This is a genomic window from Streptomyces sp. CB02980 (genome assembly GCF_014451325.2).
GTDB lineage: Bacteria > Actinomycetota > Actinomycetes > Streptomycetales > Streptomycetaceae > Streptomyces.
This window is the reverse complement of sequence record NZ_JACSCH020000025.1, coordinates 15,757-28,499: the sequence shown is the minus strand read 5'-3', so window position 1 is coordinate 28,499 and position 12,743 is coordinate 15,757. Positions and strand designations below refer to the sequence as shown.

The following is a 12,743-nucleotide window of genomic DNA, read 5'->3' as shown; positions in this document are numbered from 1 at the left end:
AATCAGGGCCACGGGGCCGTACCCTCATGGCCCGTACGGGGAGGTGGCAGGCAAGTGGAACAGCTGACGCAGCACGACCCGAGACGTATCGGGCCCTTCGAGGTGCTGGGCCGGCTCGGCGCGGGCGGAATGGGCCTGGTCTATCTCGCGCGCTCGGCCTCGGGCCGGCGCGTGGCGATCAAGACCGTGCGCACGGAGCTCGCTGAGGACCAGCTGTTCCGGGTCCGCTTCACCCGTGAGGTGGAGGCCGCGCGGGCGGTCTCCGGCTTCTACACGGCCGCCGTCGTGGACGCCGACCCGCGGGCCGCCGTGCCCTGGCTGGCGACCGCGTACGTCCCCGCGCCCTCGCTCGAAGAGATAGTGAACGAGTGCGGACCGCTCCCGGCCCAGGCCGTGCGCTGGCTGGCCGCCGGTGTCGCCGAGGCCCTGCAGTCCATCCACGGTGCGGGCCTGGTCCACCGTGACCTCAAGCCCTCCAACGTCCTCGTCGTCGAGGACGGCCCCCGGGTGATCGACTTCGGCATCGCGTCGGGCGTCTCCAACACGCGCCTGACCATGACCAATGTCGCCGTCGGCACCCCGGCCTACATGTCGCCCGAGCAGGCCCGCGACTCGCGCAGCGTCACCGGCGCGAGCGATGTCTTCTCGCTGGGCTCGATGCTGGTCTTCGCCGCCACCGGCCACGCGCCGTTCCACGGCGCCAACCCGGTCGAGACCGTCTTCATGCTGCTGCGCGAGGGCCCCGACCTGGAGGGCCTGCCCGACGAGCTGCGGCCCCTCATCGACTCCTGCATGCAGACGGACGTCAGCCGCCGGCCCACCCCGGCCGACCTCCAGGCCCAGCTGGCCCCGCATCTCTTCGGTCCCGGCAGCGACGACAGCGGCACGGCCTCGGCCTGGCTGCCACGGAGCGCCACCGACATGATCGAGACCCGCCGCGGTGGCCGCCCGGCTCCGGTGTCGACCGCGCCGCCGATGCCGCCGCGCCCGCCGCGGGGTCCCGCCGAGCGGGGCGGCGACCCGCGCTTCCCCGAGCCCGCGCCCGTCGGGGGCGGTGGCCGGCACGCGGGACCCGCCGAGAGCTCGGGCGGTCCCGTACGCCTCGGGGGCGCGACCGTCCCGATCGGCCCCGGCCCCCGGGTCGCCGACACGCGTGCGGCGCTCGCCGTCGGCCGGAGCGCCGACGCGGGCCCGGCGACCGGCTGGATCCGTCCGCCCGGCGGCGGTCCGCACGGCGTGGACCACGGTTCGTACGCCGGTTCCTACGCCGGGGAGCCCGGCCCGCCGCCCGGCTCCCGCCCGGTCAACGTGCCGCCGCAGGGCTCCGACCAGGCAGCGCCGGCCGAGCCCGGCCCCTGGCGGCCGTGGCGCTTCCGGATGTCGAACGACGTCTGGGGTACCCCGGTCGTGGACGGCGACCTGTTGTACGTGACCTCTTTCGAGGTACACGCCCTGGACACCGGCAGCGGCCGGCGCCAGTTCAAGACCCGGGACGTGGCCTGGTCCATGGCCGTCGCCTCGGGCCGTATCCACGCCTCCGACGGGCCCACGCTCTACGCCCTCGACGCGACCGACGGCGCCGAGCGCTGGCGGCTGCGGACGGACGCCTGGGTGTACTCGCTCCAGGTCGACCGGGGCACCGTCGTCACCGGCACGCGCGGCGGCGGCGTGCAGGGCTGGGAGGCCTCCAACGGCGCCAAGCTGTGGGAGATCACCGGCGCCCAGACGGACTTCGAGACCCCGGAGGCGGGGCCCGCCGTGCACGGCGACACCGTGTACGTGTGGCGGGACGCGCGGCTCCAGGCCCTCGACGCCCGCACGGGCGCGGAGCGCTGGTCGTACCCGATCGGCGACGCCGCCTCCTGTGCCAACGTGCCCGTCCGGGTGGCCCCGGCCGAGGACGGCTGTGTGTACGTCTCCGCCGGGACCCGGGTCCTGTCGATCGACATCGCCGCAGGTCGCGTCCGATGGCACTTCGAGGCGCCGGCCGTCTTCACCTCCCCGCCGGCGTTCGCGCCGGGCCCGGCGGTCACCGGCGGCGGGGTGTACCTCTCCGACCACCTCGGCACGGTCTACGCCCTCGACGCCACCACCGGTCAGGACCGCTGGCGCATCGCGACCGAGCCGCGCCAGTCGACCGAGCCGGTCCTCGTCGCCGACGGCAGCATCCACGTCGGCAGCGGCAGCGCGCTCTACACGCTCGACGCGGTCACCGGCACGCCCCGGTGGCGGTTCGCGGCAGGCGGCGAACTGGTCGGCTCGCCCGTCGTCGCCGACGGCCGGGTGCACTTCGGCTCCGCCGACCACGTCCTCTACACGCTGGACGCGACCGGCGGGCAGCTCCGCTGGAAGCTCGCGACCGGCGGCGAGATCACCGGCTCGCCGGTGGTCAGGAACGGGGTCGTGTACGCCTGCAGCAAGGACCGCTGCGTGTACGCGCTCGACGCGGTCAAGGGCACGGCCACGGGCCGGGGGGCCGGCGCGCGGTAGCCGGGGCGGCCTGACCGTACGCCGGGCCGGCAGGGCGTAGGACGACGGACAGGGGCCCGCCCCGAAGCGCTTCAGCTCTTCGGCGGCGGGTTTCCCCGTTCCTGCTCCGGGTCCCAGCCCGGTACGTCGTATGTCTGGGTCGGCGCGTACGGCGCCGAGGCCTGCGGGTGCTCGCGCGGCGCCTCCAGGGTGGACGTGTCGTCCGGGGGCGGCCCGTCGAGCGTGGGGTGGGTGGGCCGCGGCGGCCGGTCCACGTGGTGCGGCGGGCGGGACCTGCCCGACATGACGAGCGCGCCGAGCAGCAGCAGGATCCCGCCGCCGAAGGCGTTCGCGACCCCGTCGCCGAGACCCGTACCGTCGCCGCCCACCGTCAGGCTGCCCTCCGCCTGCCCCACCCGCACCATCCACAGGACGGTGAAGCCGAGGACGACGAGCCCGGCGAACGCGACGAGCAGCCGGGAGCGCAGCACCACTCCGAGGAGGGTCAGGAGGGCGGCGAAGAGGAACGGCGCGAGCATCGAGCCGAGCAGCTCGCCCTTGGCGTCGGTGATGCCGGTGAACAGCTCGTCGATCGCGTAATCGCGTCCGTGACGGCCGTCGTACCAGGCACGGAAGGGGCTCCAGACGGCGGCCGTCGCTCCGGCGAGAGCCAGCACCGAGCCGGCGATGTTGCGGATCATCGATGCGGCCTCCTTGACGGTCCGGCTCTCGCTCCCGACGCTACGCCCGCTGAGGGGGGCCCGCCACGTGGCACCGGGGCGTCGCTAAAGTGGCGCGGACACGACAGGAAACGGGGAAGTGGCGATGGTACGCACACGCCTGAAGCTCGCGGCGACACTCACGGTGGTGGTGCTGGCGCTGACCGGTTTCCACACCGGCCACGGCAGCAGTAGCAGCGGTGGCGGCAGCGGGAAGAGCAAGAGCGGCAAGAGCCGCGACGGAGACTCCGACGGCGGAGGCTGCTCCAGCTCCAAGAAGAGCAACGACGACTACGAGGGCGACTCCGGCTCCGGTTCGGACTACGGTTCGAGCTCCGGCTCCGGCTCGTACACGACGGCCCCGACGCCGACGCCGGTCTCCGGGGCGCGGGCCGAGGTCGTGGTCGTCGACTGTGTGAAGCCCGCCGTGAAGAAGCGCAAGGGCAAGCCGGCCCGCGCCGCCGACCAGACCGCGACGTTGAAGATCACCCCGAACGACCTGCAGGTCCGGGGGACGTTCGTGGTCGTCGTGAAGTTCAACGACGCCAAGGGCGCGTCGGTGGACACGGACATCGTCGAGGTCACCGTCAACGGCGCCGAGAAGGAGTTCGAGGTCTACGTACGCGACCCCAAGGACGTCGAACGGGTGAAGAGCTGCACGATCGGTGACGTGACCGAGCGGTAGCCGGACCGCCGCCTCAGCGCAGCCGGAATCCGGCCGGTCTCCTCGTGAACAGGTCCGCCTGACGGTCCGGCGGCAGGTTGCCCAGGGCGACCAGGTGCGGCGCGTGCGCCAGCGCCTGGGCCCTGGCGGCCTCCTTCACCGACCACAGCGCCCGGACCGTCCCCTGCACCGCCTCCGTCGGGTGGCCCGCGATGACCGCGGCGGCCTCGCGCGCGGCGGCCAGCGCGCCGCCCGGCGGGGTCAGCTCGGAGACGAGGCCCGTCTCGTACGCCCGCCGGGCCGAGATCCGTTCGGCGCCGCCCATCAGGGCCATCCGGGCGATTTCCCCGTACGGCATCCGCTGCGCCATGTGGACGGTCTCGAAGGCGCTGACCATGCCGTAGGTGGTGTGCGGGTCGAAGAAGGTGGCGTCCTCGCCCGCGACCAGGAACTCCGACTCGCCGAGCAGATAGAACGCCCCGCCGCAGGCCATCCCCTCGACGGCGGAGACGACCGGCTTCCACAGGTCGTTCGCCTTGGGGCCGATCGTGAGGAGCGGGTCGTCGATCGTGTACGGGGACGAGGGCTGCGGCACGTTCCCCACGGCGGCCCGGTCGATGCCGGTGCAGAAGGCCCGCCCGCCGGCGCCGGTGACGACGATCGCGCGGACCTCGTCCTCGTACCGGAACCCCCGCCAGACGGCGCCCAGTTCGCGGGCCATGTCCAGGGTGAGGGAGTTGTGCTTCGCCGGCCGGTCGAGCGTGACGACGGCGACGCCTGACTCCTTGTCCCGCTCGACCGTGATGCCGGGGGTGCTCATCCGCGCTCCAGGAGCCAGCGCGGGACGACGACGCCGTCGATCTCGGCGAAGGCCACCCGTACCGGGGCGCCGATCCGGAGCCGGCTCGGGTCGACCGAGTTCAGGGGTGCGTCCGGGGCGGCGACCACGTTGCCGACGAGGCGGATGCGGGGGGCGTCGACGAGTTCGACGATCACCGCGTTGTACGGGGCCTGGGCGGCGTACTCGGGCAGGAGGGGCGGGTGGGGGAGCACGTACGACCAGATGCGGCCGCGGCCGGACATCGGGCGCCACTCGCTCGTAAAGGACTGGCAGTGCGGGCAGCAGGGGCGGGGCGGGAAGCGCAGCTCGCCGCAGTCGGCGCAGCTCTGGACGCGCAGTTCGCCCTGGGCGGCGTACTCCCAGAAGGGGGCGCCGTCCTCGTCGGTGACGGGGGTCAGCATGCGGATCAGCTCCTCAGGCGCGCAGCAGGATGGCGGAGGTGGGGACGCCCTCGCCCGCCGTGACGAGGCAGGTGGCGGCGTCGGGGACTTGGGCGGTGGAGGTGCCGCGGAGTTGCTTCACGCCCTCGTTGATGAGGTTGAAGCCGTGGACGTACGCCTCGCTGAGTCCTCCGCCGCCGGTGTTGAGGGGCAGCCGGCCGCCGATCTCCAGCGCGCCGCCCTCGGTGAAGGCGGCGCCCTCGCCGCGGCCGCAGAAGCCGTAGCCCTCCAGGGAGAGCGGGACGAGCGGGGTGAAGGCGTCGTAGATCTGGGCGACGTCGACGTCCTGGGGACCGAAGTCGGCCTGCTTCCACAGGTGGCGGGCGGCGGTCCAGGCGGGTCCCGAGAGCGGGTCGTCGTTCCAGTAGTTGACCATGCCGTGGTGCTGGGCGGGCAGGCCCTGGGCGGTGGAGTGGACGTACACGGGCTTCCGGCGGCAGTCGCGGGCCCGCTCGGCGGAGACGATGACGCAGGCCAGTGCCCCGTCGGTCTCCAGGCAGTTGTCGAAGAGGCAGAGCGGTTCGCTGATCCAGCGGGAGGTCATGTACATCTCGCGGGTCAGCGGGCGTTCGTACATGATCGCGGCGGGGTTCTGGTTCGCGCGGTTGCGGCAGGCCAGGGCCACGTTGAAGAGGTGGTCGCGGGTGGCGCCGTACTCGTGCATGTAGCGGCGGGCGAGCATCCCGATCTCGTCGGCGGGGCGGAGCAGGCCGAAGGGGCGGGTCCACTGGCCGGGGGTGGGCAGCTGGACGGCGGTGTTCTTCCAGGGGCGGGGGCCGCTGCCCCGCTTCCGGGACCGCCAGGCGACGCCGACGCTCGCCTGTCCGGTGGCGACGGCGGCGGCGAGATGGCCGACGGTGGCGCAGGAACCGCCGCCGCCGTAGCCGACCTTGGAGAAGAAGGTGACGTCGCCTGCGCCGATGGCCTTGGCGACCTCGACCTCGTCCGTCTCCTCCATCGTGTACGAGGCGAAGCCGTCGACCTCGGAGGGTTCGATCCCGGCGTCGTCGAGGGCGGCGAGGATCGCCCGGCAGGCGAGTGTCCTCTCCGTCTCGGGGAGCTGTTTCGCGAAGGCGGTCTGACCTATGCCGACGATGGCCGTGGCGTCCTTGAGCACCGAACCTCCTCATGGGGCAGCACTGCTGACAGCGCGTCAGGCTACAACTAATCTGACGGATAGTCAGCTACAGGAGGTTGGGTATGGACATGCGCGGCGACCTGGAGTGGGGCACGATCCCCGGTCTCGTACGAGCGGCCGCCGAGCGGTACGGCGCGCGGGAGGCCGTCGTCGACGGCCGTCACCGCGTCAGCTACGCCGAACTCGGTGAACGCGTCGAACGGGCCGCGGCCGCCTGTCTCGCCACCGGCATACGGGTGGGGGACCGGGTCGCGATCTGGGCCCCCAACACCCTCGACTGGATCGTCTCCGCGCTCGGCGCCGTCACCGCCGGCGCCGTCCTCGTCCCGCTGAACACCCGCTTCAAGGGCACCGAGGCGGCGTACGTCCTCCAGCGCTCCCGCGCCCGGCTGCTCTTCGTCACCGGCACGTTCCTCGGCACCTCGTACGTGGCCTCCCTGCGCCGCTCCGGGGTCGCGCTCCCGGACCTGGAGAGGGTCGTGGTCCTCGGCGACAGCGCGCCCGAGGAGTGGACGACCTGGAAGGAGTTCCTGGCGGAGGGCGACACCGTCCCGGCGGCCCAGGTCCACGCCCGGGCCGCCGCCATCGACCCCGCGGCCCCCTCGGACATCATCTACACCTCCGGCACCACCGGCCGTCCCAAGGGCGCCGTCATCAGCCACGCCCAGAGCCTGCGCTGCTACGCGATCTGGTCCGAGCTGGCGGGTCTGCGCGAGGGCGACCGCTATCTCGTGGTCAACCCCTTCTTCCACACCTTCGGCTACAAGGCCGGGATCCTCGCCTGCCTGATGCGGGGCGTGGTGATCGTCCCGCAGCCGGTCTTCACGGTCGACACGGTCCTCGCCAACGTCGCCGCCGAACGCATCACCGTCCTCCCCGGCCCGCCCACCCTCCACCAGTCCCTCCTGGACCACCCGGCCCGCGGGGGCCACGACCTCTCCACCCTCCGCCTCGTCGTGACGGGCGCGGCGGTCATCCCCCTCCGCCTGGTCGAGCGCCTCCGCTCCGAGCTGGGCGTCGGCACGGTCCTCACGGCGTACGGCCTCTCCGAGGCGAGCGGCATCGTCACCATGTGCCGCCGCGAGGACCCGGCCGGGACGGTGGCCACCACGTCGGGCCGCGCGATCCCCGGCACGGAGGTCCGCGTCTCACCGACGGGCGAGGTCCTGGTCCGCGGCCACCACGTGATGACCGGCTACTTCGAGGACGAGGCGGAGACGGCGGCGGCGATCGACGAGGACGGCTGGCTCCACACGGGAGACATCGGCGTCCTCGACGAGCAGGGCAACCTGCGCATCACCGACCGCCTCAAGGACATGTTCATCGTGGGCGGCTTCAACGCCTACCCGGCCGAGATCGAGCAGCTCCTCGGCCTCCACCCGGACATCGCGGACGTCGCCGTCATCGGCGTCCCGGACGCCAGGCTGGGGGAGGTGGGCAAGGCGTTCGCGGTCCGGAGGCCAGGCGCGCGGGTCACGGCGGACGACCTGATCGCCTGGTCGCGGCGGGAGATGGCGAACTTCAAGGTGCCGAGGGAGGTCGAGTTCGTGACGGAGCTGCCGAGGAACGCGAGCGGGAAGGTGGTGAAGGGGGAGCTGAGGTCGAGGTGCGCGGGCGCCGCCTGAGTCCGTGGGTCTCCTGAGTCCGTAGGACCCCCGAGTCCGGGCGCCGCCTGAGTCCGCGCGCCGCCTGAGTCCGTGGGTCCCCCGAGTCCGCGCGTCCCCCGAGTCCGGGCGCCGCCTGAGTCCGTGCGGCGTCGAAGGGAGTGCAACCATCTGCCGCCGTGTACACGTCATAGGGGCAGTCCTCGGCGAACCGCAGTCCCACCTCCCCTGGAGCAGCCCGTGTCCTCGCCAGCGCCTTCCGAGATCCCCCTCACCCTGACCCCGCAGCAGGCGGCCCAGGGCGTGATCATCGCCGTCACGCTGCCGACCGGCCCCGCCCACCTCAGTGTCCGCCCCTGCCGCCACGGCGAACTCGTCGCCGCGCGGCTGGGCGAGGGCACGGTGTACCTGCGCATCACCGTCGCGGGCGGACAGAAGAAGGGCGGCGTCCTCGGCTGCCTGATCCCGCTCGCCGTGATCGGCGCGATCATCGGGGGCTCGTACGTCCTGAACGACCACAAGGACGACAGGGCGGGCTCGACGGGCCCCGGCCCGATCCCGACGTTCTCCTACCCGCCCCCGCCCACCTTCGACGTGGACGGCACCCCCGCCGCCACCCCGACGGAGAAGGAACCCGACCCGTACGAGAAGGGCACCTGCCTCAACGGCTCGCTCCCGGACTCGACGACCGCGCAGTCCGTGAGCGGCGTCGACGAGGTCCCGTGCTCGGCGTCCGACGCGCACTACAAGGTGATCCAGACGTTTCCGTTCACCTCGGACATGAACCGCTGCAACGCCAACCCCAAGACCCAGTACGCCTTCTCGCACCGCTACACGATGAACGGCGCCGTCGTCAGCCAGTACGTCTACTGCCTGATCGGCCTCGGCTCCTACGCCCGCTGACCGAGGACGCGGCGCCGCGCTCCGAGGGGCCGTACGCACACCGGAGGGGCCGGGCAGTTGCCCGGCCCCTCCACTTGCGGTGGTCCGATCGCGTTGCGCACGGGTCCTGTCCGGACGGATCCCCCCTGGTTCCGCCAGGTGTCCCCCAAGCCCGTGTGCTCCCCCGTCGACCGGACCTCCCTTGCCGGCCCCGGCAGCTCCCCCGAAGTCGCCGCCGCGGCCGTTCCCCGTCGGGAGTGGCTAGTTGGCAGGCTCGGACGTGATGTGGATGTTGCCGGCCGGTCCCTTGTCGGCGGCGGCGACGGGCTCCTCGCCCCCACCCGTGATGTGGATGTTCTTGATGCCGATCTTCTCGGCGATCGCCGCGCCGTCCTCACCCTCGGTGATGTGGATGTTCTTGGTGGTCACATCAGTGGTCTCGCCACCGGTGATGTGGGTGTTGGTGGGGCTGACGGTTCGCTCGTCACTCACTGGGTGCAACCTCTCGAAGAATCGGGTGAGTTGGTGCTGAGGGGCCCGTCCGGTCATTCCCCCGTTGGACGGCCGGACGGGCCTCTTCTGCAGGGCCGCTCACCCTAATGCGTCCGAGCGACGGCCTTCTCGGCGACCCGTGTGCCCCCCGACGCGACGGATCGACTGATTCAGAGCATGTCGGAGCGCGATAAACGAACGATGAACGCCCAGGCCAAGGGGGATCAGGCAACCGCCGCCGGATCGAGCAGCCGTCGCACGGCCTCGGCCTCGGGGGAGTTCAGGGAGTCGAAGACCTCCAGCGCGTCGCGCCAGCAGACCTCGGCGCGCCCCGACTGGCCGATGCTGTTCAGGGCGCGGCCCAGGACCGTGAGGACGTTGCCCCGCCGCCACTCGCCGCCGATGCCCCGCAGGACCGTCAGGGCCATCTCCGCGTTCGACGCGGCCTGGGCGTAGCGGCCTTCCGTGACCTCGGCCTCGGCGAGCCGGTACAGGGTCATGCCCTCCCACAGCCGCTGGCGGCTGTCGGCGAAGACGGCCAGGGCCTCCTTGAGGCGCTCGGCGGCGGGACCGAACTGACCGCTCTGGGCCAGGGCCATGCCCAGCGCGTAACGCCCGTTGGCGCCCTTCAGGGCGTGCCCCAGGGAGTCGTACATGTCCGTGCCCTGCTGTGCGAGCCGCACCGCGCTGTCCGTCCGCCCGGTGATCAGGTAGATGCGGGACAGGTTGCACAGCGCGCTCGCCTCGCCGGCGAGGTCCTCGCAGCTCCGGAAGTACTCGATGGCACGGGTGAAGTGGCGCTCCGCCTCGGCATGGTTGTTCTCGTAGAACGCCATGACGCCCAGGATGTTCGGTGCCCAGCACAGGGGCAGCGGGTCGTCCACCGAGGTGGCCAGCCGCATGGCGGTACGGGCCTCCTCGTCCGCCTGCGAGAAGCGGCCCGAGACGTGGTGACCGTACGCGAGGGTGATTGACGCCCGGCACTCGGCCCGCACGTCGCCCGCCCCGATCGCCGCCTCGCGCAGCGTCGTCGCCACCGTCTCGTACTCCCGGGAGTTCGCCCCCGACTCCGCGAGGTCCAGCGAAGCCCACAGCAGGTCCACCCCGCGGCGGAGCGTCTCCGGGCTCGATGCCGACTGGCGGACCGTGGCCAGGAGGCAGTTCGCCTCGGCGTAGAGCCAGTCCTGGGCCGTGTGGCGGTCGGTGAAGGTGAGGCCCTCGTGCGTGGTGGGTTCCAGGTGGTCGACGAGGCGGTCGCCGGGACGCTCGATCGCGTACACCCGCGCCGCCGTCGACAGGTAGAAGTCCAGGAGGCGGGACAGGGCCGCCTCCTTCTCCGTCGGGGGCTGTTCGTCGCGGTCCGCGCACGCACGCGCGTAGAGCCGCACCAGGTCGTGGTAGCGGTAGCGGCCCGGTGCCGCCGACTCCAGGAGGGACGTGTCGACCAGCGCCTCCAGGAGGTCCTCCGTGTCCCAGAGGGGGAGGTCCAGGACCGCCGCGGCCGCCGCGAGCGAGATGTCCGGGCCGTCCGCCAGGCCCAGCAGCCGGAACGCGCGCGCCTGCGCCGGCTCCAGCTGCCCGTAGCCGAGTTCGAACGTGGCCTTCACCGCCAGGTCGCCCGCCTGGAGTTCGTCCAGGCGCCGCCGCGAGTCCGCCAGCTTCGCCGCCAGGACCGACACCGTCCACGTCCGGCGGGCCGCCAGGCGCGAGGCCGCGATCCGGATCGCCAGGGGCAGGAAACCGCAGGCCGCCACCACGTCGAGGGCCGCCTCGCGTTCGGACTGGACCCGTTCCGCGCCCACGATCCGCGTGAACAGCTGGAGCGCCTCCTCCGGGGACATCACGTCCAGGTCCACCAGATGGGCCCCCGCCAGGTCGACCATCCGGATCCGGCTCGTCACCAGCGCCGCGCAGCCCGCCGTCCCCGGCAGCAGCGGGCGGATCTGCGCCGCGTCCCGCGCGTTGTCCAGGAGGACCAGGACCCGGCGCCCGTCCAAGGTCGAGCGGTACAGCGCCGCCCGGTCGTCGAGCGAGTCCGGAATGGCCGAGTCCGGGGTGCCGAGGGCCCGGAGGAAGGAGCCCAGGACCGTCTCGGGCGCGGCCGCGCGGGAGCCCGCCCCCTGGAGGTCCACGTACAGCTGCCCGTCCGGGAAGTGCGGTCGCGCCTCGTGTGCGACGTGCACGGCCAGCGTCGTCTTGCCGACCCCGCCGATGCCGGCCAGCGCCGACACCGCCATGACGTGGCCCTCGGCCGTGGCGAGCCGGGCGCCCAGCTCCCGTACGAACGGCGCCCGGCCCGTGAAGTCCGGGACCGTCGCCGGGAGCTGCGCGGGTCGGGCGACGGGCGGAGCGGCCGGGGCGGCCTCCTCCACCGGGCGGGCGAGTTCGGCGTCGGCCTGCAGGATGCGCTGCTGGAGCCGGGAGAGTTCGGGGGCGGGGTCGACGCCCAGCTCGTCGGCGAGCAGCCGGCGCGTGTCCGCGTACACCGCGAGCGCCTCGGCCTGCCGTCCGCTCCGGTAGAGGGCCAGCATCAGCAGCTCGCGGAGCCGCTCCCGCAGCGGATGCGCGGCGGTGAGCGCGGTCAGCTCGGACACGGCCTCCGCGTGCGCGCCGACCTCCAGGTCGATGTCGAGCCGGGTCTCCAGGAGCGTGAGCCGCCACTCCTCCAGACGGGTCCGCTGCGTCTCGGCGTACGGCCCCGGTACGGAGGCCAGTACCTCGCCGTCCCACAGGTCCAGCGCCTCCGCGAGCCGGTCGCGGGCGCCCGCCCGGTCTCCGGCGGCCCGCAGCTTCTCGGCCTCGGCGCCGAGTTCCTGCGCGCCGGCGACGTCGAGCGCGGCGGCGGAGGTGCGCAGGGCGTAGCCGCCGGACTCGCTGACGAGGACCTTGGGGCCGAGCGCCTTGCGGAGCCGGGAGGCGTACGTCCGTACGGCCGCGAGGGCCTGCGAGGGCGACTCCTCGCCCCAGAGGGCGTCGATCAGCTCGGAGGCGGTGGCGGTACGTCCGCCCCGGAGGAGCAGTGCGGCGAGCAGGGCCCGCTGCTGCGGCGACCCGGTGGGCACGGGCTCCCCGTCCCGCCAGGCCCGGACGGGCCCGAGCACGGCGAACCGGAGGAGTCCGGAGGCGGGTGCGGTGGGGTGGGGGACGGGTTCGTCGTCCGTACCCGCGACATGGCCGGAATTCGTACCCGCGCCCTGACCCACGCCCTTGCTTCCGGCCTCGTCCCGGCCCGTGACGGCCTGCGCCTCCGTGCCCGCCCGTCCGCGACCGCCCTCGTCGGGGTTCAGGCCCGTGCCGGCGTCCGCGCCCGTCTTCGGAGCCCGTTGCACCGGAACTCGCGGCCCGCTCTCACGGTCCATCGCTCCCCCTGCCCGTACCGCCAACGCTTGTTTCGCCCTGGACAGTCTGCCTTGTCCGGAGGGAGTCCGTCAGCATCGGGTCGGCCGTAGTCCGGGCCGTGATACGGCCGTAGTGAGCCCGTCACACCGTCGATT

Annotated in this window: 10 protein-coding genes; 4 read left to right on the top strand and 6 right to left on the bottom strand. The window is 73.1% G+C overall.

Features of this window, described 5'->3' with window-relative positions; translation table 11 throughout:
* The first annotated feature begins 54 nt into the window (after nucleotides 1-54).
* A complete protein-coding gene (locus E0F75_RS35735; RefSeq protein WP_229315142.1) occupies nucleotides 55-2,490 on the top strand; it encodes a PQQ-binding-like beta-propeller repeat protein in 2,436 nt (811 codons plus the stop codon).
* Nucleotides 2,491-2,561: 71 nt separating this feature from the next.
* On the opposite strand, the gene E0F75_RS35730 is transcribed toward E0F75_RS35735, so the two are convergent.
* Complete coding sequence (locus E0F75_RS35730) at nucleotides 2,562-3,170, bottom strand: hypothetical protein (protein ID WP_229315141.1); 609 nt, start codon at nucleotides 3,168-3,170, stop codon at nucleotides 2,562-2,564.
* A 124-nt stretch (nucleotides 3,171-3,294) separates the two neighbouring features.
* Between E0F75_RS35730 and E0F75_RS35725 the strand changes: the two genes are divergently transcribed.
* Nucleotides 3,295-3,873 carry a hypothetical protein gene (locus tag E0F75_RS35725; RefSeq protein ID WP_229315140.1) on the top strand — a complete coding sequence of 193 codons (579 nt, stop codon included), beginning with the start codon at nucleotides 3,295-3,297 and terminating at the stop codon, nucleotides 3,871-3,873.
* A 13-nt stretch (nucleotides 3,874-3,886) separates the two neighbouring features.
* On the opposite strand, the gene E0F75_RS35720 is transcribed toward E0F75_RS35725, so the two are convergent.
* Genes E0F75_RS35720 through E0F75_RS35710 form a run of 3 tightly spaced genes read right to left on the bottom strand, consistent with a single transcriptional unit; the run spans nucleotide 3,887 to nucleotide 6,250 of the window.
* Nucleotides 3,887-4,672, bottom strand: coding sequence for an enoyl-CoA hydratase/isomerase family protein (locus E0F75_RS35720; RefSeq protein WP_229315139.1), 786 nt, complete (start codon nucleotides 4,670-4,672; stop codon nucleotides 3,887-3,889).
* On the bottom strand, nucleotides 4,669-5,094 hold the full coding sequence (locus E0F75_RS35715; protein WP_229315138.1) for a Zn-ribbon domain-containing OB-fold protein: 426 nt from the start codon (nucleotides 5,092-5,094) through the stop codon (nucleotides 4,669-4,671). The genes E0F75_RS35720 and E0F75_RS35715 overlap by 4 nt, the downstream gene beginning before the upstream one ends.
* Before the next feature lie 13 nt (nucleotides 5,095-5,107).
* Nucleotides 5,108-6,250, bottom strand: a complete 1,143-nt coding sequence (locus tag E0F75_RS35710) for a lipid-transfer protein (RefSeq protein WP_229315137.1) — start codon at nucleotides 6,248-6,250, stop codon at nucleotides 5,108-5,110.
* A gap of 89 nt (nucleotides 6,251-6,339) precedes the next feature.
* Between E0F75_RS35710 and E0F75_RS35705 the strand changes: the two genes are divergently transcribed.
* Together E0F75_RS35705 and E0F75_RS35700 are read left to right on the top strand one after the other, a co-directional pair.
* Nucleotides 6,340-7,896: a FadD3 family acyl-CoA ligase gene (locus tag E0F75_RS35705; protein WP_229315207.1), complete on the top strand. Its 1,557-nt coding sequence runs from the start codon at nucleotides 6,340-6,342 to the stop codon at nucleotides 7,894-7,896.
* A 219-nt stretch (nucleotides 7,897-8,115) separates the two neighbouring features.
* A complete protein-coding gene (locus E0F75_RS35700; RefSeq protein WP_229315136.1) occupies nucleotides 8,116-8,778 on the top strand; it encodes a hypothetical protein in 663 nt (220 codons plus the stop codon).
* A gap of 240 nt (nucleotides 8,779-9,018) precedes the next feature.
* Here the strand turns inward: E0F75_RS35700 and E0F75_RS35695 are convergent, their stop codons facing one another.
* Both E0F75_RS35695 and E0F75_RS35690 read right to left on the bottom strand, forming a co-directional pair.
* Complete coding sequence (locus E0F75_RS35695; protein ID WP_229315135.1) at nucleotides 9,019-9,249, bottom strand: hypothetical protein; 231 nt, start codon at nucleotides 9,247-9,249, stop codon at nucleotides 9,019-9,021.
* Nucleotides 9,250-9,473: 224 nt separating this feature from the next.
* Nucleotides 9,474-12,608, bottom strand: coding sequence for an AfsR/SARP family transcriptional regulator (locus tag E0F75_RS35690; RefSeq protein ID WP_229315134.1), 3,135 nt, complete (start codon nucleotides 12,606-12,608; stop codon nucleotides 9,474-9,476).
* Nucleotides 12,609-12,743: the final 135 nt, after the last annotated feature.

Coding starts and splice junctions, on each gene's coding strand:
- E0F75_RS35720 (WP_229315139.1), bottom strand. CDS start 4,672: ATGAGCACCCCCGGCATCACGGTCGAGCGGGACAAGGAGTCAGGCGTC.
- E0F75_RS35690 (WP_229315134.1), bottom strand. CDS start 12,608: ATGGACCGTGAGAGCGGGCCGCGAGTTCCGGTGCAACGGGCTCCGAAG.
- E0F75_RS35730 (WP_229315141.1), bottom strand. CDS start 3,170: ATGATCCGCAACATCGCCGGCTCGGTGCTGGCTCTCGCCGGAGCGACG.
- E0F75_RS35705 (WP_229315207.1), top strand. CDS start 6,340: ATGCGCGGCGACCTGGAGTGGGGCACGATCCCCGGTCTCGTACGAGCG.
- E0F75_RS35715 (WP_229315138.1), bottom strand. CDS start 5,094: ATGCTGACCCCCGTCACCGACGAGGACGGCGCCCCCTTCTGGGAGTAC.
- E0F75_RS35725 (WP_229315140.1), top strand. CDS start 3,295: ATGGTACGCACACGCCTGAAGCTCGCGGCGACACTCACGGTGGTGGTG.